Annotated in this window: 18 protein-coding genes and 1 riboswitch; of the genes, 11 read left to right on the plus strand and 7 right to left on the minus strand. The window is 65.4% G+C overall.

Annotation, left to right across the window (positions count from 1 at the left end; translation table 11 throughout):
* Positions 1-267: 267 nt before the first annotated feature.
* The 7 genes from yghU to RRX38_RS01730 all read right to left on the minus strand — a co-directional run bounded on the left by yghU (position 268) and on the right by RRX38_RS01730 (position 8,590).
* On the minus strand, positions 268-1,107 hold the full coding sequence (gene yghU / locus RRX38_RS01700) for a glutathione-dependent disulfide-bond oxidoreductase (protein WP_315961230.1): 840 nt from the start codon (positions 1,105-1,107) through the stop codon (positions 268-270).
* A gap of 134 nt (positions 1,108-1,241) precedes the next feature.
* Entirely contained in the window at positions 1,242-2,279 is a 1,038-nt protein-coding gene (locus tag RRX38_RS01705; protein ID WP_410524858.1) for a FecCD family ABC transporter permease, read from the minus strand.
* Positions 2,276-3,238 carry an ABC transporter substrate-binding protein gene (locus RRX38_RS01710; RefSeq protein ID WP_315961231.1) on the minus strand — a complete coding sequence of 321 codons (963 nt, stop codon included), beginning with the start codon at positions 3,236-3,238 and terminating at the stop codon, positions 2,276-2,278. The genes RRX38_RS01705 and RRX38_RS01710 overlap by 4 nt, the downstream gene beginning before the upstream one ends.
* On the minus strand, positions 3,235-4,005 hold the full coding sequence (locus tag RRX38_RS01715) for an ABC transporter ATP-binding protein (protein WP_315961232.1): 771 nt from the start codon (positions 4,003-4,005) through the stop codon (positions 3,235-3,237). The genes RRX38_RS01710 and RRX38_RS01715 overlap by 4 nt, the downstream gene beginning before the upstream one ends.
* A gap of 21 nt (positions 4,006-4,026) precedes the next feature.
* Positions 4,027-6,168, minus strand: coding sequence for a TonB-dependent receptor (locus tag RRX38_RS01720; protein ID WP_315961233.1), 2,142 nt, complete (start codon positions 6,166-6,168; stop codon positions 4,027-4,029).
* A 105-nt stretch (positions 6,169-6,273) separates the two neighbouring features.
* Positions 6,274-6,491: riboswitch (cobalamin riboswitch) on the minus strand.
* Between the two features lie 83 nt (positions 6,492-6,574).
* Complete coding sequence (locus RRX38_RS01725; RefSeq protein ID WP_315961234.1) at positions 6,575-7,228, minus strand: flagellar motor protein MotB; 654 nt, start codon at positions 7,226-7,228, stop codon at positions 6,575-6,577.
* 6 nt (positions 7,229-7,234) lie between these two features.
* On the minus strand, positions 7,235-8,590 hold the full coding sequence (locus tag RRX38_RS01730) for a hypothetical protein (protein ID WP_315961235.1): 1,356 nt from the start codon (positions 8,588-8,590) through the stop codon (positions 7,235-7,237).
* 441 nt (positions 8,591-9,031) lie between these two features.
* On the opposite strand from RRX38_RS01730, the gene tssA reads away from it, so the two are divergent.
* From tssA to tssK, 11 genes are read left to right on the plus strand one after another with little or no spacing between them, the layout of a single operon-like run.
* Positions 9,032-10,603 (plus strand): type VI secretion system protein TssA, encoded by a 1,572-nt coding sequence (tssA, locus tag RRX38_RS01735; RefSeq protein ID WP_315961236.1) that lies wholly within the window; start codon positions 9,032-9,034, stop codon positions 10,601-10,603.
* 18 nt (positions 10,604-10,621) lie between these two features.
* The gene (gene tssB / locus RRX38_RS01740) at positions 10,622-11,143 is read left to right on the plus strand and encodes a type VI secretion system contractile sheath small subunit (protein WP_315961237.1); all 522 of its coding nucleotides are present in this window, start codon (positions 10,622-10,624) and stop codon (positions 11,141-11,143) included.
* A gap of 25 nt (positions 11,144-11,168) precedes the next feature.
* Positions 11,169-12,644, plus strand: a complete 1,476-nt coding sequence (gene tssC, locus RRX38_RS01745; RefSeq protein WP_295473410.1) for a type VI secretion system contractile sheath large subunit — start codon at positions 11,169-11,171, stop codon at positions 12,642-12,644.
* A gap of 4 nt (positions 12,645-12,648) precedes the next feature.
* Positions 12,649-13,080, plus strand: a complete 432-nt coding sequence (gene tssE / locus RRX38_RS01750) for a type VI secretion system baseplate subunit TssE (RefSeq protein ID WP_315961238.1) — start codon at positions 12,649-12,651, stop codon at positions 13,078-13,080.
* Positions 13,077-14,864: a type VI secretion system baseplate subunit TssF gene (tssF, locus tag RRX38_RS01755; protein WP_315961239.1), complete on the plus strand. Its 1,788-nt coding sequence runs from the start codon at positions 13,077-13,079 to the stop codon at positions 14,862-14,864. The genes tssE and tssF overlap by 4 nt, the downstream gene beginning before the upstream one ends.
* Positions 14,828-15,835, plus strand: a complete 1,008-nt coding sequence (gene tssG / locus RRX38_RS01760; RefSeq protein WP_315961240.1) for a type VI secretion system baseplate subunit TssG — start codon at positions 14,828-14,830, stop codon at positions 15,833-15,835. The genes tssF and tssG overlap by 37 nt, the downstream gene beginning before the upstream one ends.
* 12 nt (positions 15,836-15,847) lie before the next feature.
* Positions 15,848-18,439: a type VI secretion system ATPase TssH gene (gene tssH / locus RRX38_RS01765; RefSeq protein ID WP_315961241.1), complete on the plus strand. Its 2,592-nt coding sequence runs from the start codon at positions 15,848-15,850 to the stop codon at positions 18,437-18,439.
* Position 18,440: 1 nt separating this feature from the next.
* Entirely contained in the window at positions 18,441-19,943 is a 1,503-nt protein-coding gene (locus RRX38_RS01770) for a sigma-54 interaction domain-containing protein (protein WP_410524888.1), read from the plus strand.
* Positions 19,944-19,974: 31 nt separating this feature from the next.
* Positions 19,975-20,112 carry a hypothetical protein gene (locus tag RRX38_RS01775; RefSeq protein ID WP_295473427.1) on the plus strand — a complete coding sequence of 46 codons (138 nt, stop codon included), beginning with the start codon at positions 19,975-19,977 and terminating at the stop codon, positions 20,110-20,112.
* On the plus strand, positions 20,109-20,618 hold the full coding sequence (tssJ, locus tag RRX38_RS01780; protein ID WP_295473430.1) for a type VI secretion system lipoprotein TssJ: 510 nt from the start codon (positions 20,109-20,111) through the stop codon (positions 20,616-20,618). Before RRX38_RS01775 ends, tssJ begins: the two co-directional genes overlap by 4 nt.
* On the plus strand, positions 20,615-21,946 hold the full coding sequence (gene tssK, locus RRX38_RS01785) for a type VI secretion system baseplate subunit TssK (RefSeq protein ID WP_315961243.1): 1,332 nt from the start codon (positions 20,615-20,617) through the stop codon (positions 21,944-21,946). Before tssJ ends, tssK begins: the two co-directional genes overlap by 4 nt.
* Positions 21,947-21,949: the final 3 nt, after the last annotated feature.

The raw sequence follows: 21,949 nt of genomic DNA on the forward strand, positions 1-21,949 counted from the left end.
TTTGGAATCCTTGGTAAGGTTTTTGACAGCTGGTGTCAGTATGGCGGGGCTATTTATATAAAGGTGTCATTAAAAAACGCGCGTTATTCCTTTTGGTCACGAACCGTTGAAAGTGAGCGAGAAGTTCCACCCGCTTTGGGTCGGATAAGCCGCAATACGGGTCAGTTAGGCCGTGAGAGCGAGCTTGCTCGCGAAAACGCCAGGAAATTCACTGTATCTGCTGTGAACATGAGGCCGCTCTCCGGGGGTTGAGAGCGGCCAGCCCGATCAGTCCAGGTCTTTCGCGTCGTGACGCTCCGCCACCTGGCTGGCCTCATCGCCCCAGGTGCGGTTGACCCGTTGGCCGCGTTGCACGGCCGGGCGTTGGGCGATGGCTTCGGCCCAGCGCTGCACGTGGGTGTATTCATGCACGGCCAGGAACTGTGCGGCCGAATACAGGTTGCCGCGCACCAATTGCCCGTACCACGGCCATACGGCGATGTCCGCGATGCTGTAGTGCTCGCCGGCCAGATAGGCGCTTTCGGCCAGACGGCGGTCCAGCACATCGAGCTGGCGCTTGGCTTCCATGGTGAAGCGGTTGATCGGGTACTCCAGCTTTTCCGGGGCATAGGCATAGAAATGCCCGAAGCCGCCGCCGAGGTAGGGCGCCGCGCCCATCTGCCAGAACAGCCAGTTCAGGGTCTCGGTACGGCCTGCCGGGTCAGCGGGCAGGAACTCACCGAACTTTTCCGCCAGGTACAGCAGGATCGCGCCCGACTCGAAGACGCGCTGCGCTGGCGCCACACTGCGGTCGAGCAGGGCCGGGATCTTCGAGTTGGGGTTGACCGCGACGAAGCCGCTGGAGAACTGCTCGCCCTGGTTGATGCGGATCAGCCAGGCATCGTATTCGGCGCCCTGGTGGCCGAGGGCGAGCAGCTCTTCGAGCAGGATGGTGACTTTCACGCCATTGGGCGTACCGAGGGAATACAGCTGCAGCGGGTGTTTGCCGACCGGCAATTCCTTGTCGTGGGTAGGACCGGCCACGGGGCGGTTGATGTTGGCGAACTGTCCGCCGGATGGTGCCTCGTGGGTCCAGACGGTTGGGGGCGTGTAAGTACCTTGGGTCATGCAGGTCCTCCTGGTCTCTGGCGGCGCCCGCTGGCGCCGGGTAGCGAGAGAGCGGACCTGTAGCGGCCCGATTCGCGTGGCCCGTCATCATGAACCAGTTTGTGCCAAAGGTGCAGCCTGTGCGGCCAGGGCATTCAGCGGCGGCGCAGCATACCGATGAAGAACAGCCCGCCCAAGGCGGCGGTGGCGATACCGATCGGCAGGTCCTGAGGGGCGATCAGGCTGCGCGCCGCGACATCCACCCAGACCAGGAACAGCGCGCCCAGCAGTGCACAGACCGGAATCAACCGGCGATGTTCGCTGCCGACCAGCCAGCGCGCCAGGTGCGGCAGCATCAGGCCGACGAAACCGATGGCGCCGGCCAGCGAGACCAGCACGCCAGTGAGCAGCGAGCAGCAGACGAACACCTGCCAGCGCAGCCGCCGGGTGTCGACGCCCAGGCTGGCGGCGGTGTGCTCGCCGCACAGCAGGGCATCGAGCGGGCGTGCCAGCACCAGCAAGACCAGCAGCGCGGCCAGCACGCCCAGCGCTGGCAGCGGCAGCAGGTTCCAGCTGGCCTGGCCCAGGCCGCCGAGCATCCAGAACATCACCGAGCTGGCGGCGTGCGGGTCGCCGACATATAGAAGCAGGTTGACCAGCGCCATGAGCACGAACGATACCGCGACTCCGGCCAGCAGCAGCCGCTCGCCTTGGGGGCGTGCCTCGTCCTGCCGCTGGCGCGGGCGCGCCAGGTCGAGGACCAGCAGCATGCTGCCCAGCGCCCCGGCGAAGGCCGCCAGGGGCAGGCTCAAGGTGCCGGCGAAGTGGCCCAGGTACATGATCACCAGTACCGCACCCAGCGCTGCGCCGGAACTCACCCCCAGCAGGTGCGGGTCGGCCAGCGGGTTGCGCGTCACCGCCTGCAGGGCGGCGCCGATCATCGCCAGGCCGGCGCCGACCAGCGCACCGAGTAACACCCGTGGCGCACGCAGTTGCCAGACGATAGCCTCCTGGCTGGAGGGCCAGGCCCCAGCGTTGGTCAGTCCCAGCTTGCTCAACAGGATGTCGCCGACCTGGCTGCTGGGTATCTGGGCCGAACCGAACCCCAGCGCCAGTACGCACGACAGCGCCAGCAGGGCCAGCAGGCCGATGACCAGCCCTCGGTAGGCGCTGCGACTGGCCAGGCGTCTCAACGCGAGGCCTCGGCGAAACGCTCGGGGTGCAGCACCTGGGCCAGTGTCTCCAGGGCCTCGGCGTTGTGCAGCGAGGGTGTGGCCTGCAGGTAGCTGAGCACTTCGATGTTCAGGTTGTGCACCGCCGCGACATCACGCAACGCCGGGTGGTTGACCAGAAACTCGCGCTTGGCTTCCCAGGAGGTAGGGCCGTAGTCGATGATGATGATCACCTCGGGGTTGCGCTCCACCACGCTCTCCCAACCGACGCTGGTCCAGCTGGCTTGCACGTCGTCCATGATGTTGCGCCCGCCAGCGGCCTCGATCAGCGCCTGGGGCATGCCCAGGCGCCCGGAGGTGAAGGGGCGGTCTTCGCCGCTGTCGTAGATGAACACCCGTGGGCGCTCGAGGTCGCCTTCCAGGCGCTCACGTACGGCCGCGACACGCTGGCGGGTCTGCTCGATGAGGGCCTGGGCGCGTTTCTCGACCGAGAAGATCCGCCCCAGGTTATCGAGGTCGTGGTACAGGTCGTCGAAGCTGGCGGCGGGGCGGGGCATGACGAACGAGCAGGACTCGCTCAACTCGTAGACGGGAATGCCGAACGGCGCAAGGGTCTGCGGGGTGACCGGGCCGCCGATACGCATGCCATAGTTCCAGCCGGCGAAATACAGGTCGGTGCCGGCATCGACCAGGTTTTCCAGCGAAGGGGCGCGCGGGGCGATTTCCTTGAGCCCGGCAAGCTGCTCGCGCAGCGGATCTTGCAGGGTCTTCCAACCGGTAATGCCACTGAAGCCGGCCATGCGCTCGCGTAGGCCCAAGGCCAGGAGCATGTCGGTCATGTTCACGTCCTGGCTGACCGCGTGTTGCGGTGCGTGCTGGAAGGTCACGTCGCGGTCGCAACTGCGCACGGTCAGCGGGTAGTCGCTGGCGTAGGCGCCGAAGCTGGTCGCCAGGCCGAGGAGAAACAGCAGTCGCATCATGGTCGGGTTATCCAGGTAATGCGTGGATGGGGGGCAAGAGGGTGGGTGTCGACCAGCGCTTGCAGGCCGAACACCTCGTGCAGCAGCGCCGGGGTCAGCACTTGGGCAGGCGTGCCGCTGGCCACCGCCTGGCCGTCCTTGAGCACGTAAAGGCGGTCGCAGAACGCGGCTGCCAGGTTCAGATCGTGGAAGCTGGCCAGGGTGCTCAGGCGCAGTCGGCGCAGCAACTGCAACAGCTCCAGCTGGTAGCGCGGGTCCAGGTGGTTGGTGGGCTCGTCGAGGATCAGCAGGCGCGGCTGCTGCACCAGTGCCCTGGCCAGCAGCACGCGCTGCTTCTCGCCGCCGGAAAGGCTGGCGAAGGCTCGCGCGCCGTGTGCGTGCATGCCGGTGCGCTGCAGGGCCTGTTCGACCAGCGCCCGGTCCTCAGCGTTGTCTCCCTCGAGCAGCTTCTTGTGCGGGGCGCGGCCCATGCCCACCACCTCGGCAACGCTCAGGCCGAAGTCCTGGGGAAACTCCTGTTGCATCACCGCAATGTGCTGTGCGCTCCAGCGCTGGCTGCGCAGCCACAGGTCTTCGCCGGCAAGCCGTACCTGGCCGCCGGCCGGGCGGCTGAAGCGCCAGGCGCAGCGCAACAGGCTGGTCTTGCCGCTGCCGTTGGGGCCGATCAGGCCAACGAACTCGCCGTCGGCGACCTGCAGGTCGATATCGACCAGGCGAAAGCGCTGCGCATCGCCCCAGTTCAGGCGTTCGATGGCCAGGTGGGTCATGGGTACTCCTCGTCGAGCCGATCAGAAGCTGTAGTCGGCGGTGACCAGCAGCGAGCGGGGCGCCCCCATCAGCCATTGCTGGCCGCTGTTCTGCCCGGTCACCGCATAGCGGCGGTCCAGAAGGTTATACAGTTGCATGCCCAGATGCACGTCGGGCCGTGCCTGCCAGCCCAGGCTGGCGTCGACCACGGTGTAGCCCGGCACCTGGGTGGTGTTGGCCACGTCGGCGTAGCGCGCGTCCACGTAGCGCAGGCCGACACCGGCATCCACCTGATGACCGAGGTCCTTGTTCAACCACAGGTTGGCGGTGCGCCGCGGCACGTCGATCGGGCGGTTGCCGGCCCGCGACACCGGCTCGCCGCCGGCCAGGTCGTCGAAGTCATCGAAACGCGCGCGCAGCAACGCGGCATTGGCCGACACCTGCCAGCCACGCTCCAGGTTCAGCTCCAGGCTGGCCTCAAGGCCGTCGGAAGACTGCTGGCCGACCTGCTGGCTGAGGCGCGTCAGCGGGTCGGTGCTGAGCAGTTTCTTCTTGACGATATGGAAGGCTGCCAGGGTCCACTCGCCATCGCCGTTCCAGAAGCGCTGCTTCAGGCCCAGTTCGGTCTGCCGCGCTTCGGTAAGGTCCAGCTGCTGCTGGCTGGGGCTGAGGGTGATGAGGTTGCTGATGCCATCTTCGGACGTCGAATACTGGCCATACAGCGACAGCTGGTCGGTGACCGCGAACACCAGCCCGGCGCGCCAGTTGCCGCCATTCAGGTTCCGCTCGCTGCGGCTGGCGTCGCGCAGGTCTTCGCGTTGCAGCTGGTTATGGTCGCGGCGCACGCCAGTGACCAGCGACCAACGCTCGGAGAGCTGCAGGCGGTTTTCGGCGAACAGCGCGACGCTGTGGGTCAAGGTGTCGGCCAGTGGGCGAAACGCTGACTGGCTCTGGAAATAGCCGTCGGCAGGCCGCCAGGCGTCGATGTAGTCACCGCCGACGTCGGTGTAAGGCGAGTTGTTGTCGAGGCGGAAGCGGATGCGGTTGTACTCGGCGCCGACCAGGGTCTGGCTGTCCAGACCGAACAGGCTGTGGTGCCAGGTGAAGGTCTGGCGGTCGCCTAGCTGCTCTTGGTCGTGTTTGATTTCCAGGTAATCGCTGCGCAGCAGTTGTTCGCGCGCGCCATTCCAGGTGTAGATCTCGGCGTTGCGCCAGTGACGGCGGCTGGTGATGAAATAGAGCTGGTTGCTGGCACTCAAGCTGTCGTTGATCTGCCAGTCGGTGTTCAGTCGCGTCCACTGGTCGTCGTTGCGCTGCACCGCGTTGTGCAGGTTGTAGTTCTTGTCGCGCAGGCTGTCGTGGTAGTGGCCGTCGAGCAGCGGGGTGCCGAAATAACTGGCCGGTTCGCTGTCGCCCCGCTCGTGGGCCAGGGTGAAACTCAGCGCGTCGGTGGCTTGCCAGCGCAGCGCGGCGCTCAAGGCCGTGTTGCGCGAGTTGCCGTGGTCGACCCAGCCGTTGCTCTGCTGCTGGTTGAGGGTCAGCCGATAACTGAGGTGCTGATTCAGCGAACCGCCGCTGTCCAGCGCGGCCTGCTGCTGGTCCCACGACCCGTAGCCGAGGCGCAGGCGGTTGCGGATCTCACCTTCGAAGGGCTTCTTCGGCACGATGTTGACTGTCGCCCCGGTGGCGCCTTCGCCATACAGCACCGAGGCCGGGCCGCGCAGCACGTCGATGTGCTCGACCATCCAGGTGTCTACGGGAAAGGTCTGGCTGCCCATGCCGGTGTACAGCCGCGAGCCGTCGAACAGGGTCATTACCGACTCATGGCCGCTGAAGCCGCGTGCCGAGAGCGCGGTGTTGCCATTGCCGGGGGCGGCGATGCTGGTGATGCCCGGTGTGCGGCTCACGGCATCCTGCACGCTGGGGTTGGCGCGGCTTTCCAGGCTTTGGTGATCGATGCGGGTCACGCTGGCCGGCGTCTGCAGCGCGCTGAGGGCAAGCCGCGAAGCGCTGGGTTGCGGGGCGTCGAGGCCGGAAGCTGGCACTTCGCCCACCTCACTGACGGTGGTCGGCGGCAACGACAGGCCGCTTTCGGCCAGGGCGAGGGGAGAAAAGGCCAGTAACGGCACGAGGTTCCAGCGCAGCGAACGCTGCACGATGCTGGCAGGGAGAAATCGGGACATGCTGTTCCACTTCGTAAAGGAAAGATGAGCCCGGAGGGAATAACGCATAGGCAAACACGCGCGCAGGGGCGCACGGGTACCGGCCTGCGCCCGCCCACCGCGGGAGTGCAAAACGAAGTTCCAGGCCGGTCTCCGGGCTTGCGAGGATCATGAAACCTTCACCTTCCCATGCTTGCCGTGGGGCAGTGGCACAGTGGTCTATCGAAGGTTTCGCTCGCCTACCGTTGCGGGGGCAGCGCCGGACTGATCACCTGAGTGACGCACCGGCTTCCCGTTTCACCCCATGCACGGCGGCATGGGACACCTGAAGCTGGGCGGCATATGAACACCGATGAACGGGAGCGTCAACCTTGCTCGCCCGGTTCAGGTGCGGTGGCAGGAGACGGTGGCCGAGGCGCTGCCCGTCTCAAAGGCCGGTGCTGGTAGGTGCCGCCTGGAGCTGGATTTCCACCCGGCGGTTCAGCGCGTCTTGCGGCGCCAGACCGGGGCGTGGCCTGGAATCGCCGTATCCGGCCACCACCACACGCAACGCCTGGCCTGCGTCGAGTGCCTGGATCAGCAGTTTGCGGGCCTCGCGGGCGCGGGCGGCGGAGAGGGTGTAGTTGTCGTCGTAGACCGTGCAGTAGCGGTTCAGGTCGGTGACCGGTCGGGTCACCGGCAGGCTGTCGGTATGGCCCTCCACCAGCAGTTGCGCCTGTGGGTGAGTGCGCATGAATTCCGCTACGCGCAGCGCCAGGCGGCCCAGCAGGTTGCGGGTGGCCGGGGTGATGCAGGCGCTGCCGCGGGCGAAGGCGTCGTCGGGCAACACCAGGCGGCGGCCCTGGACATCAATGTCCAGCAGGCGCGATTCGCCACTGTGCAGCAGGTCGCGCTGCATGTCTGCGAGCAGGTCACGCAGGTCCTGGTTGCGTGCGCTTTCCTGCAGCTGTCGTTGTACCTGGCTGGCGGCTTCGGCGGCCTTGTTCTGCAGAACCGAGACCACCAGCATGAGCATCACCACCGCCATGACGCCGGCCATCAAGTCGGAAACCGACACCCATTCACTGGCTTTGTCCTTCATCGAGCATCACCCCGAGTGGCGCGCGGCTGATTGCTCTTGGGGCTTGCGAGGCGCCGGCGCGCCAAGCTGCCTGAACAGCTGCACGGCCGAATCGGTCGCAGCGTTGAGTGATTCATTGACTCCGGCCAAGCCTTCCAGGGTGCTTTCCAGATGGCTTTCCTGGGAAATGCTCGACGCATTCAGGGCATCGAGGCGCTGGTTGATGTCGCGGGTGCCCTGCAGCAGGCCATCGAGCTGTCGCGCCACCGACTCGCTGCGCTGGTCGAGGCTGGCCAATGACAGGTTGCTTTCACGGATCTGGTTGATGAACTCGGTCACCTGTTCGAGCAGGTGGTCGTCACGTTCCTGGGCCAGGCTCAGCAGCCGGGCATTGAAGCGCTTGAGGTCGTCGAACTGGGCGGCGTGGTTGCCGGCTTGCTGGTGCAGAGCGAGCAGCGTCTGATTGCTCTCGCGGTGCTGTGCGGCGAGGTCTGCCAGCTGCTGCTGGGTTTCGGCGTGGCGGCTTGCGGCGTGCCGGTCGGCATCGGCCTGGCGGCTCTGGATGGCCTCCAGTCGCTGTGCAGCGCTGGCGGCGCTCTGTTCCAGCTGACCGAGCAGGCGATTACCGGTGGCCGCCTGGGCCAGGGATTTCTTGTGGAAGTCCTGCGTCTGATCCTGGCTGTCACGGGCCAGTTGCACTTGCAGGGCCATGAGGGCGCGCAGGTCTTCGGCCAGTTGCGAAGACTGCTGGTGCATGCCTTGTACCAGGCGCTCGCCGAGCACTTCCAGGCTTTCCCGGGCCTGCAGGTCGCGGCGCTCGTCGTAGGCACGTCGACCGCGCCGTTCGAGTTCCATGTCCAGCTTCATCTGGCGCACGCACCAGGCGCTGCGACGGCTCTCCGCCGACCAGCGCGAGGCTTCCCAGAGCTTTAGAGCGATGAAGGCCATGATGCCCCAGGTCGAGGTTTTGAACTTCGAGCCCAGGTCTTTCATCATGCCGGTCAGTTGCCCCAGCGAATCGCTCATGGCACCGATGAAGTCGCCGCTGCCTTGCAACACCATCGAGGCTTTGTCCAGGGCCAGGCCCAGGCCGAGGAAGGTGCCGAGCAGGCCGAAGATCAGCAGCAGGCCGGGCATGTTGCCGACGATGCGTTCCGGCAGCGAGGCCAGGGCATGGGACAGTTCGCTGATCGAACCGTGTTGCGGGTCTAGGGCGCCGGTCTGCACGGTGCCATTCCAGTTGCGTTCCCAGTTCGTTTCGCGGCCCAGCATTTCGGCGCTGATCAGCGATGCCAGCAGGCCGCCCAAGATCAGGATGAAGAAGGTCAGTTCCAGCCCGCTGCCTGACGAGGGCAGCAGGAAATGCATGATTTCACCGTTCATGGACGCTCCTTGAAGCGGGCTGCGACGGTGGCAGGAATGAGCGAAAGAAGGGAGGCCGGCACTGCAGAATTCCTTGTCTGCGGGATCGAAAGCGCGCCCGCGAGTCCGGGCGGCGATGCATGCAATACAACGGGTTATCGGCCGTTGTCGCAGAGTCTTTAGCTTTTCATGTACCGCTGAACATCATGTTCGTGTGCGTTGGGGGCGCCGACGTCGGCGGCTGAAGTGGCCGGTTCGACGCGGTGGACGAGTGCCGACGGGAAAGTTGCATGCAAGTATATGTTACTGATTATGTTGCTTTCTTTCGGTTGTTCATGATGTTGGCGTCATACTTTTTCACTGGATTAAATATTCGTTTATTGTTCAGCGCTTTGCGTTTTCTCGTAGCGCTATATCCTCCGGCGCCAAGTTTTATCGTGCTCTCTCGCCGCCGGAACCCTTATGCCGTATCTCGGAAAGTTGTGCTCTTCGTATCTGGAAATTGCCTATCGCGCCGTCGATGAAAACAGCGTTGTCGGTGAGGACATGCGCTTTTCCATGGAATACGAAGCACTTGAAATGGAATTGGCGAAAGGGCAGTCCCTGCACCCCGGTGTCGCGACTGACTGGCAAAAGGTACTGGAGGGCAGCGAGACGCTGTTGCGCACACGCTCCAAGGATCTGCGCGTCGCGGCCTGGCTGACCTGGGCGCTTTATCAGCGCGAATCGTTCACCGGGCTGCTGGCTGGCCTGGGCATGTTGCAGGAACTCTGCGCCAGGCATTGGCCTGTGCTGCACCCGCTCAAGAACCGGACGCGCATCGCCGCCTGTGACTGGTTGCTCAAGCGCCTGGACAGCCTGCTGGACGACCGTGTGCCGGTACTGGAGCAGATCGAGCTGTTCCGGCGTCTGCTGGAGTTGCTGCAAGCGCTGGATGAAATCCTGAGTTCCAGGTTGGGGGCTGACGCGCCGCTGTTCCTGCCGTTGTGCCGCCGCCTGGCCGGAATGCTCCAGCGCGCCACGGACAACCGCCCCAAGCCCGGTCTGGTCGGTGCAGCAACCGCCCAGGTGCGTCAGGTCGCCAGCCAGTGGCGCGCATCGGCAGCCATCGACAGCGACAAGAGCGCCAGTGCAAGCCTGCGCAGCCTGCAGGATACGGCGCTACCGCTGTGCAAGTGGTGGCTGCGCAACCAAGCCTGTGACCTGCGAGCCCTGCACTTGAGCCGCGCCTTGCTATGGCTGGCGGTGGACACGCTGCCCGAGCGCAACGCTGAAGGCATCACCGCCTTGCGTGGCGTGCCGGCTGACCGGCTCAAGGATTACCAGATGCGCTTCGCTGCGGGCCAGTACGCCGACCTGCTGCTCGACGTCGAGGCGAGCCTGGTGCGCGCGCCGTTCTGGCTCGACGGGCAGCGCCTCGGCTGGGAATGCCTGCAACAACTGAACGCCGAGCCGGCCATGCAGTGCATCGAATTCCACCTCGCCCTGCTGTTGCAACGCCTGCCGGCACTGCCCCGGTTGTGCTTTCACGACGGCACCCCGTTTGCCGACGCCGCGACCCAGGTCTGGTTGCAGGAGCGGGTTCAGGTTCATCTGCACAAACCGAGCACCGAGCCGCCCGCCGTAGCGCCGGCTGGCGAACGTCCGGCTTGGGAGCTGGCACTCGAAGACGCCGTGCAGACGTTGCCGCAGCAAGGCCTCAAGGCTGCCGGGCAGCCACTCAAGCTGGGGCTGGCGCAGGCTCTGGGCGGGCGCGAGCGCTTCTTCTGGCAGTTGAGCCTGGCGCGGCTGTGCTTCGCCGCCCGGCAGTACGAGCTGGCGCGCGTGCAGCTCGATGGGCTGGATGCCTTGCTGGTCGGCCAGGGCGACCCTGGTTGGGAGCCCGCCCTGGCGTGTCAGGTGTTGCATCTGCTGCACGCCTGCTGTGAACGCCTGCCACAGAGCCACGCCGTGCGCGAACGCAAGGAAGAGATTTTTCGCAGGTTGTGCCGCCTCGACCCCGACGTGGTACTCGAACAGGCCCCCGTGCCGTGACCCCCAAGGAGAAACCCCATGGCCAAAGATGCCTCGGTAGCACCCAAGGAACGCATCAATATCACCTTCAAACCGGCGACCGGTGGTGCCCAGGAACAGATCGAGCTGCCGCTCAAGCTGCTCGCCCTGGGTGATTTCACCGGACGCCCCGACGAGCGCAAGCTCGAAGATCGCAAGCCCATCGCCATCGACAAGAACAGCTTTGACGAGGTACTGGCCAAGCAGGCGTTGAGCCTGGTCTTCAGCGTCCCCAACCGTCTGGAGGATGAGTCGCAGGCCGACGAGACAGCCGTGCAGCTGCAGATCCGTTCGATGAAGGACTTCAGCCCTGCCAGCCTGGTCGAGCAGGTGCCGCAGTTGCGCAAGCTCATGGAGCTGCGCAATGCACTGGTCGCGCTCAAGGGACCCTTGGGCAATGTACCGGCGTTCCGCAAGGCCATCGAGGACGTTCTGGCCGACGAACAATCCCGCGCACGAGTGCTAGGCGAGTTGGGGCTGGCCCTCGAAGCGCCCGCCAGTACGCCGTCCCGCGACCAATGATGCCACTGCCAAGGAAAGCCGTTCCATGACGACTGCAAGCCAGACCCAAGCTCAAGCCGAGCACGCCCAGCCCAGCCTGCTTGATACGATCATCGCGCAGACCCGCCTCAACCCGGCTGACGAAGCCTGGGCCATCGCCCGGCGCGGCGTTTCGGCATTTATCGCCGAACTGCTCAAGCCGCACAACGACGCCGAGCCGGTCAAGAAGGCCTTGGCCGACCGCATGATCGCCGAGATCGATGCACGCCTCAGCCGGCAGGTGGATGAAATACTCCATCATCCACAGTTCCAGGCCCTGGAGTCGGCCTGGCGTGGCCTGAAGCTGCTGGTCGACCGCACCGACTTTCGCGAGAACATCCGCATCGAGATCCTCAATGTCTCGCGCCATGACCTGCTCGACGACTTCGAGGACTCTCCGGAGGTCGTCCAGTCGGGTCTCTACAAGCATGTCTACACCGCCGAGTACGGGCAGTTCGGCGGCCAACCTGTCGCGGCGATGATCGCCAACTACGAGCTGACGCCCAGCGCCCCCGACATCAAACTCATGCAGTACGTCGCCAGCGTGGCCTGCATGGCTCATGCGCCCTTCATCGCTGCCGCCTCGCCAGCGTTCTTCGGCCTGGAGAGCTTTACCGGGCTGCCCGACCTCAAGGACCTGCGTGATCATTTCGAAGGCCCGCAGTTCGCCAAATGGCAGAGCCTGCGCCAGTCCGAAGATGCCCGTTACCTGGCCCTGACGCTGCCGCGCTTTCTGCTGCGCACGCCTTACGATCCCGAGGAAAATCCGGTCAGGTCGTTTGCCTATCGCGAGTCGGTGGCAGCCAGCCACGAGCATTACCTGTGGGGCAACACCGCCTGGACCTTTGCCACGCGCCTGACCGACAGCTTTGCCCGTTTCCGCTGGTGCCCGAACATCATCGGCCCGCAGAGCGGCGGGGCCGTGGAAGACCTGCCCCTGCATCATTTCGAGAGCATGGGGGAGATCGAGACCAAGATTCCCACCGAGGTGCTGGTCTCCGACCGCCGCGAGTTCGAACTGGCCGAAGAGGGCTTCATTTCCCTGACCATGCGCAAAGGCAGCGACAACGCGGCGTTCTTTTCCGCCAGCTCGGTGCAGAAGCCCAAGCTGTTCGGCAACAGCCCCGAGGGTCGGGCGGCCGAGCTCAACTACCGACTGGGCGCGCAATTGCCCTACATGATGATCATCAATCGTCTGGCCCATTATCTGAAGGTGCTGCAGCGCGAGCAGCTGGGTTCCTGGAAGGAGCGCACCGACCTGGAGCTGGAACTCAACAAGTGGATTCGCCAGTACATCGCCGACCAGGAAAATCCCGCTGCCGAGGTGCGGGGCCGGCGCCCGCTGCGCGCTGCACAGGTGCGAGTCACCGATGTAGAGGGAGAGCCGGGCTGGTATCGGGTGAGCCTCGATGTGCGGCCGCATTTCAAGTACATGGGCGCCGATTTCACCCTGTCGCTGGTCGGCAAGCTCGACAAGGAATGACGCCATGAACGGTTATGGCAGCCTTTTCGAACGATTGGCCGGCGATTCGGCCCGGCGGGCCGGATGGACTCACGAGCAGGCAGTGATGGACTCGGTGGCCACTCACCTGCAGCGCATGCTGGTGGTACGCGCCGGTAGTGTGCCGACCCTTGGCGATTACGGGCTGCCTGACCTCAATGATCTGCGCCTGAGCCTGCACGATGCCCTTGAACAGGCCCGCACGGCCATCGAGGCGGTGATCAGCCGTTACGAACCGCGCCTTGAGGAGGTGCGAGTGGCGGCGCTGCCTGGTGGCCATGACCCGCTAAAGCTGGGCTTCAGCGTCGCGGCCTGGCTGCGCATCGACGATCTGCGTCGGCCAGTGCACTGGCAACTGCGGTTGCAGGGTGGCAGCCAGATACGGATCGGACCACGCGCCGTGGGTGACCTTTCTTGACCTTCAATGACTATTACCTGAGCGAGCTGAGCGCCTTGCGCCAACTCGGGCAGCGCTTTGCCGAGCGCAATCCGGGACTGGCGCCCTGGCTCGGCCAGCCTGGCCAGGACCCGGATGTCGAACGTCTGCTCGAAGGCTTCGCCTTTCTGACCGGGCGGTTGCGGCAAAAGCTCGACGATGATCTGCCCGAGCTGACGCATTCGCTGGTGCAACTGCTGTGGCCCAACTACCTGCGGCCGCTGCCCGCGTTCAGCATTCTGCAGTTCGATCCTCTGGAACAGCCCGAGGCGGGGCGCCTGGTGGTGCGTGGCAGTCCTATCGAAAGCCGGCCGGTAGACGGTGTACGCTGCCGCTTTCGCACCTGCTACGACACTGAAGTCCATCCCCTGGCGTTGACCGAACTGAGCCTGTCGGCCGACGCCCAAGGCGCGCTACTGACGCTGCGCCTGCATGTGACCGGCGAAGGGCATCTGGGGCAATTGTCCCTGCAGCGCCTGCGTTTGCACCTGGCCGGTGAGCGCCCGGTCAGCCAGACGCTTTACCTGAGCCTGCTGCGTCATTTGCAGGACGTTGTACTGCTGCCGTTGGGTGGCGACGGACAGGCGCTGTGTGATGAGAGCGGCCACCCTGTGACGCTCAAGTTGCCCGCCGACAGCGTCCAGCCCGTGGGCTTCGCCGAGCACGAAGCACTGGTGCCGTACCCGCTCAACACCTTTCGTGGCTACCGCATCCTCCAGGAATACTTCGCGTTTCAGGACAAGTTCCTGTTCGTCGAGCTGCAAGGCCTGGTCGCCCTCCAGAGCCTGCCGCAGCGGCTGCTGCAACAGGGGCGGGGTTTCGAACTGCGTTTGGCCATGGGCAACCCGGCGCTTTGCCAACTGCAGCCTGGCGCAGCGAATGTGCGCCTGTACTGCACACCCATCGTCAATTTGTTCCGTCACGACGCCTTACCCTTGCGTATCGATGGCCGGCGTGACGACTACCTGCTGATGGCCTGCGCCGACGGAGCACAGAGCCGTGCCGTGTATTCGGTGGATTCCGTGGTGGGCTGGCGCAGTGGCGGACTCGGCTACCGCAACTACGTGCCATTCGAGTCCTTCGAGCATGACCCCAGCTTCGAAATGACCGGGCGCCAGCCTTACTACAGTGTTCGCCAGCGTCCGTCGCCGGTGCATGGCAGCCTGGAAACCTGGCTGAGTTTTACCGGTGACAGCCCGCAGGTCGGTGAAACCCTGTCCGTCGAGCTGACCTGTACCAACCACGACCTGCCACGCCGCTTGCAGGTCGGTGAAATCGACCAGCCCTGTGAAAACGGTCCCGCATTCGTCAGGTTCCGCAACATCGTACCGGCGACCCGCAGCTATCCGCCGCCGTTGGGTCGCGACTTTCTATGGCGGCTGATCAGCAACATGTCGCTCAACTACCTGTCGTTGACCAATGTCGAGGCGCTGAAGGTCATCCTGCAGACCTACGACCTGCCACGTCACTACGACCCGCATGCCGAAAGGCTCAGCAACCACCTGCTCGGCGGCCTGCAGGCGGTGCAGCACCTGGGCGTCGACCGCTTGCACCAGGGCTTGCCGGTGCGTGGCCTGCGTACCCTGCTGCGCATCGACCCACGCCACTTCAGCGGCGCAGGCGATCTGTTCCTGTTCGCCTCGGTGCTCAACGAATTCTTCGCGCTCTACGCCAGCCTCAACTCCTTTCACGAGTTGCAGGTCATCACCACTCAGGGAGAGAACCATCGATGGAAGCCACGCATGGGGCAACAACCCCTGTTGTGAACCGGCTGACCGGTTCGATTCGCGAGTACTCGCTGTACCAGGCCCTGGGCCAGATCATCGCGCGGTTGCGCGAGCACCATCCGCAGCTCGATGAGCAGGCGCTGTACGAGCTGGTGGAGTTCCAGGCCAACCCTGGCCTGGGCTTTCCCGGCAGTGACATCGAGCGTCTGGAGTTCTTTGAAGAACAGGGGCGGTTGCATGCCCGGCTGCACTTGAACCTGCTTGCCCTGTGCGGTTCGGCATCGCCTTTGCCGGCGTTCTACGCCGAGCAGGCGCTGCGCGATGGCGAGGAGGGCACGCGAACCCGGGCGTTTCTCGACCTGTTTCATCACCGCTTGCAGCGCCTGCTGCTGCCGGTATGGCGCCGGTATCGTTATTACGCCAGCTTCCGTCGGGGAGCCGAAGACGATTTCTCACAGCGCCTGTTCGCCCTGATCGGCCTGGGTTCGCCCGCCCTGCGTGCCTCCCGGGCCCTGAACTGGAAACGCCTGTTGCCCTATCTCGGCCTGCTCAGCCTGCGCGGCCATTCCGCCGCGCTGGTCGAGGCGGTCCTGCGCTACTACTTCAAGCATGCCCGGTTACACATCGAGCAGTGCGTTGAGCGCCGCGTCGACATTCTCGCCGAGCAGCTCAATCGCCTCGGCCTGGGGCACTCATGCCTGGGCAATGACCTGGTGATCGGCCGGCAGGTACGCGATCGGGCCGGCAAATTCCGCATCCATGTCTGCCAGCTCGACTGGCAGCGCTTCCACGACTTCCTGCCCGGAGGCAGCGGCCATGAGCCGTTGTGCGCCTTGGTGCGCTTCACCTTGCGCGACCCGTTGGACTACGACATCCGCCTGCAACTGCGTCACGAAGAACTTCGCGAGCTGCGCCTTGGCGAGCACAACCCGTGTCGTCTGGGCTGGACCAGCTGGCTGGGCCGCGAGCGCGCCGACGGCGTCGTCACCCTCGGCCACCGGATTCACTGAAGGACCTTGAGCATGATCAATCTGGACCTGCAAAAACTCATTCAGGCCCTCGACGCCGACACGCGCCGCGACCTGGAAACCTGCGCGCAACGCTGCGTGACCCGGGGCGCCAGCCAAGTACTGGTCGAGGACTTGCTGCTATGCCTGCTGGAGCGCCCCCAGGGGCTGCTGCCGCAGGGCCTGCGTGATGCCGACGTCGATGCCGGGGCGCTGCGCAACCTGTTACAGCCGCAGCCGGGGCAGAGCACTTCGCGCAACCCGGCGTTCGCCCCCGAGCTGGTGCAATGGCTGCAGGAGGCGCTGCTGCTGGCCCACCTCGAACTAGGCCAGAGCAGTGTTGGCGAAGCCGCGTTGTTGCTGGCGGTGCTGAATAACCCCTTGGCGCATGCCGGCTGCGCCTACCAGCCCTGGCTGGCAAAACTCGATGCCAGCCGCTTGAAGGCCAGCGTGGATGAACCTGGCGCCCGGGCGGGCGCCGGTTCTGGCGGCGACTCCCTGCTGGAGCGCTTTACCCATGACCTGACGGCCCAGGCCCGCGAGGGCGCTTTGGACCCGGTGCTGTGTCGCGACAGCGAGATCGCCCGGATGATCGACGTGCTGGCCAGGCGTCGCAAGAACAACCCGATCCTGGTAGGCGAGGCCGGGGTCGGCAAGACCGCGCTGGCCGAAGGCCTGGCCCTGCGCATCGTGGCGGGCGAGGTGCCGCCGGTGCTGGAGGCTGTGCGGCTGCTGACTCTGGATCTTGGACTGCTGCAGGCGGGGGCCAGCGTCAAGGGTGAATTCGAGCGGCGCCTGCAAGGGGTCATCGACGAAGCCGGCCGGTCCATGCCCCCGGTAATCCTGTTCATCGATGAAGCCCATACCCTGATCGGCAGTGGCAACCAGCCCGGCGCCGCCGATGCGGCCAACCTGCTCAAGCCCGCCCTGGCGCGTGGCCAGTTGCGCACCATCGCCGCCACGACCTGGAGCGAGTACAAGCGCTACTTCGAAAAAGACCCCGCACTGGCTCGGCGCTTCCAGCCTGTGCAGGTCAACGAGCCGAGCCCAGAGCAGGCGGTGGCGATTCTGCGTGGCCTGGCTGCCACCTACGAGCGCAGCCATGGGGTCTACATTCGCGACGATGCCTTGCAGGCCGCCGTCAGCCTGTCGGCTCGCTATCTGGCCGGTCGTCAACTGCCGGACAAGGCCGTGGATGTGCTGGACACCGCCTGTGCGCGGGTGCGCATCAGCCTGGCCAGTGCCCCACAGAGCCTGGCCAGGTTGCGCGGTGAGCGGGCTGCCGGTTACCGGCAGGTGCAGGCGTTGCGCCGGGATGCCCTGGCCGGGTTGCGGGTCGACCGCCGGGCGTTGGCCAGCCTGGAGGCCCGCTTGCCGGAACTCGAGCGGCAGCTGACCCGCCTGGAAGCGGACTGGCACATCCAGCGTGAACAGGCCGGTCGCCTGTTGGCGTTGCGGCTAGCGCTGGACGATGGCGGTTGGCCTGGCGGCATGGGTCTGGATGAGGCTTTGCCTGAGGAGCGCAGCAGCCTGGCGCGTGAACTGACGGTTGCCAGGGCCGAGCTGGAAGAGCATGAGCGCGGACAGCGGTTGGTCAGTTTCGAGGTATGTCCGCGTGTGGTGGCCGAAGTGGTCAGCGCCTGGAGCGAGGTGCCGGTGCAGCAGCTGGCCCGAGAACACAATACGCGGGTCGAGGGCTTCGCCAGCGACCTGCAGGCGCGCATTCGTGGGCAGGGACATGCCGTGCAGGCGCTCGATCGTGCGGTGCGCTGCGCCGCTGCCGGCTTGAACCGCGCCGATGCGCCGGTGGGGGTATTTCTGCTGGTAGGCCCCAGTGGCGTGGGCAAGACCGAGACGGCGCGGGCCCTGGCCGACCTGCTGTATGGCGGCGAGCGCTTCCTGACCACCCTGAACATGACCGAATTCCAGGAAAAGCACAGCCTGTCGCGGCTGATCGGCGCGCCGCCGGGTTATGTCGGTTACGGTGAGGGCGGCATGCTCACCGAGGCGGTACGCCAGCGCCCTTACTCGGTGGTGCTGCTCGATGAGGTCGAGAAGGCCGATCCTGAGGTATTGAACCTGTTCTACCAGATCTTCGACAAAGGCCTGGCCAACGATGGCGAAGGCCGTGAGATCGACTTCCGTCACACCCTTATCTTGCTGACTTCCAACCTGGCCAGTGAACAGATTGAGGCGCTCTGTGCCGACGGCGCACGGCCTGAGGCCGCGCTGCTGGCCGAGCACATTCGCCCCACGCTCATCCGCCATTTCAAGCCGGCGCTGCTGGCGCGGATGCAGGTGGTGCCTTACTACCCGATAGCGGGCGAAGTGCTCGGTGAGGTCGTGACGCTCAAGCTGCAACGCCTGGCCAGCCGGCTGCGCGAGCGCGACCTGCGCTTCAGCTACAGCCCCCGGCTGGCCGAGCACCTGAGCGCACGCTGCCGTCAGGACCACAGCGGGGCCAGGCTCATCGATCAGCTGTTGGAAAACGGGTTGATGCCGACCCTGGTCGACCGCCTGCTCGCCGCCATGGCCAGGGGGGAACGCCTGGAACATGCGCATGCCGACCTCGATGCGCAAGGCGCTCTGGCCTGGGAGTTCTCCTGAAATGACCCCGCCGATTCTCGATGAGCAGGCCGAGGCCCTGCTGATGCGCTGCCTCCGTCTGTTCAGCAACGAGTGCCCGCAACGTCTCAAGGACGACTTCGTCCAGGCACTGTCGTATATCACTGGCTGTGAGCTGGGGCAGTTGTACCTGCTGGCAGATGGCGGCCCGGACCTGCAGCTTGCCGCCGAACACCTGGTCGCGCCGCTCTCGCCACGCCAGTGCGCAGCGCTGCCGAGCTACCACAGCTGCCCGCTGCTGGCGTTCGTGCTGCGTCAGCGGACGGCGCTGCATCTGGACAGCCTCGACCCCGCGCTGCACGACACGTCCTTCCTGCCGTCCGCTCAGATGCCCTGGCAGTCATTGTTGTGCGTGCCATTGTGCGACCGCCGAGGCAAGGCCGTTGGCCTGCTGCTGTGTGTCAGCGCCAGGCGCTTGCCACTGGGTCATCACAGCGGGTTGCTCAGTCAGCTTGGCGATCTGCTCTCCAGCCGCCTGGCCGCGTTGCAGGCACCGCTATTGCAAGAGACACCTGTGCATTACCCGTCGTGCTCCGACGACTTCGGGTTGCTGGGCGACAGCCCGGCGATCCGCGATGCCCGGCGCATGATCAGCAAGGTCCTGGCCAGTGACTGCACGGTGCTGCTCACCGGTGAAACCGGCACTGGCAAGGAACTGGCGGCGCGCGCTATCCATGAGCAAGGCACCCGGCGCGCAGGCGCCTTCGTGGTCCAGAACTGCGCCGCCTTTCCGGAAAGCCTGCTGGAAAGCGAGCTGTTCGGTTACCGCAAGGGCGCCTTCACCGGTGCCCTGCGCGACCGTCCAGGGCTGTTCGATACCGCGCATGGCGGCACGCTGTTGCTCGACGAAATCGGCGACATGCCTCTGGCCTTGCAGGCCAAGCTGCTGCGTGTGCTGCAAGAGGGTGAAGTACGACCACTGGGGGCCAACACCACGCATCGTATCGATGTGCGAGTGATCGCCTCGACACACAGAGACCTGCTCGCCATGGCCAAGACGGGGCAGTTCCGCGAAGACTTGTACTACCGCCTGGCGCAGTTTCCCATCGAACTGCCAGCCTTGCGTCATCGCACCGGCGATGCCGTGCCGCTGGCCCGGTATTTCGCGAGCCAGGCCAGCCGTCCTGGCGAAACCGGCGTGGCGCCGTTGCGCTGGTCCCCGGCGGTGCTGGATTTCCTTGCCACTCATGCCTTTCCCGGCAATGTCCGCGAACTCAAGGGCATGGTCGAGCGCGCGGTATTGCTGTGCGAGGACGGGCAGTTGTCGCTGGAACATTTCATCTGCCGTCCCGGTGCGCTGCCCGAGCGCGAACCTGGCCTGCGCCAGCGACTGGAGCGCTTCGAGCGTTCATTGCTGATCGAGAGCCTGCACAGCAACGGCGGCAACCGCACCAGGACCGCCCGCCAGCTGGGCGTGGCGCGCCGCACCCTGCAGTACCGCCTGCAGCGCCTGAACATTCAATCCCTACCCGATGGCGGTTGCTGAAACCGCCACCTCATGATCTGGAGATTCACCGATGTCCCCAACCACGTGGCGTATTTTGTCACTGGCGCTGACGCTTGCCGGTATGACCGGCTGCAGCCTGTTGCAACCTTCCGACCACCACCAGTTCCGCCCGCTCGGCGAACCGCCGGCCCTGGAGCTTGAGCCGTGAGTGCGAGAATTTCACCTGCCAGACAGCCGGTGAGCGGGGCACTGGTGCTGTGCGTACTGCTGGGCCTCGGCGGCTGCGCGGCCCTGTCGGAGCCTGAACCGACGCGGCTCGACCTGACCCTTGCGGCCAGCGAGCGACTCAACCCCGACCTGCATGGGCGCCCATCGCCAGTGGTGGTGCGTCTGTACGAGTTGCGCCAGCCGGCGGCTTTCCAGGCCAGTGCGTTCTTCGACCTCTATGAGCGGGCCCGCGCCAATCTGGCCGCGGACCTGCTGGCCAGCGAAGAACTGGAGCTGCGCCCCGGCGAAACCCGTCGGCTCAAGCTGCTGGTCGAGCAGGGGCGCTATGTCGGTGTGCTGGCGGGCTACCGTGACCTGGGTTCGGGGCGCTGGCGCCAGGTACTCAGCTTGTCCCGAGGGCAGCGCAACACAGCCGTGCTGCTACTGGACGAAGAAGGTCTGGGTCAGGCGCCCGTCGCGCCGGGCAGTCAGGGAGGCCAGCCATGATCGCGCACAAGGTCATCTGGCAGGAAGGCATGCTGCTGCGTCCCCAGCACCTGCAGCACAACGACCGCTATCTCGATCAGCAACTGCGCGCCCGCACCTGTCAGCTCGGTGGCTACAACTGGGGATTCTTCGCGCTGGAGATCGACGTGCAGTTTCTCAATATGGGCAAGCTGGTGGTCAGCCAGGCCAGCGGCATCCTGCCCGACGGTACGCTGTTCGACCTGGCGGGCGCCTCACAGCCCCTGGCGCTGGATATTCCGCCGGGTACTGCCGATGCTGCGGTGTACCTGGCCTTGCCACTGGTGACCGGTAATCATGTCGAGGCGCGGCAGCCCGAACAGGTCGATGTGCTGGCGCGTTTCATCGCGTACCCGATGCAGGTCGCCGATTCCAATGCTGGTGAGGAGGCCAGCAGCCTGGTGCACTGCGCGCGCCCCGACCTGCGCCTGATGCTCGGTGAGCCGTCCGCTGCTGAAGGCTGGGTGCGCCTCAAGCTCTGCCAGGTCCGTGAGGCCACTGCTGCGGGGGTGGTCACCCTGGCGGCAGATTTCCTGCCCAGCGTCATCCATGTCCAGGCCAGCACCTGGCTGCTGTCGTGCCTGAAGGAAGTGATCAGCCTGCTGGCTTACCGGGGCGATATCCTGGCCGAGCGTCTGGGCGACACCACCAGCCATGGCAGCGCGCAGCTGGGTGACCTGCTCATGCTGCAACTGATCAATCGTCATGAACTGTTGTTGCGCCACTGCCTGGAGGCACAGCGCCTCGTACCGGAGGACCTGTACCGCCAGCTGCTGGCACTGCTTGGCGACCTGGCGACCCTGGCCAGCGATGGCAAGCGTGCCGTCGTGCAGGGCCACTATCGGCACGCAGACCTGCACGCCAGCTTCACGCCGCTGATGGATGCTATCCGCCACGCGCTGTCGATGGTCCTGGAGCAGCATGCCATCGAACTGCCTTTGGAGCCTCGCGAATACGGCGTTCAGGTCGCCGTGCTGCACGACCGCAACCTGCTGGCCTCCTGCAGCTTCGTACTGGTAGCCAGTGCCGATTGCGACAGCGAAACGCTGCGTCAGCGCTTGCCGGCGCATCTCAAGGTCGGTGCGGTGGAGCGTATCCGCCAGCTGGTCAACCTGCACTTGCCGGGTATCCGTTTCAGGCCCTTGCCCGTGGCGCCGCAGCAGATGCCGTTCCATGCCAACAAGATCTATTTCGTCCTCGAACCCGCCAGCGAAGAGCTGGCCCAGCTGGAAAGCTCCGGCGGCTTCGCCTTGCACGTCTCGGGCGAGTTCAGCGACCTCGAACTGGGCTTCTGGGCGATCAGGAACTGACAT

Source organism: Pseudomonas sp. DTU_2021_1001937_2_SI_NGA_ILE_001, from assembly GCF_032463525.1.
Classification (GTDB): domain Bacteria; phylum Pseudomonadota; class Gammaproteobacteria; order Pseudomonadales; family Pseudomonadaceae; genus Aquipseudomonas.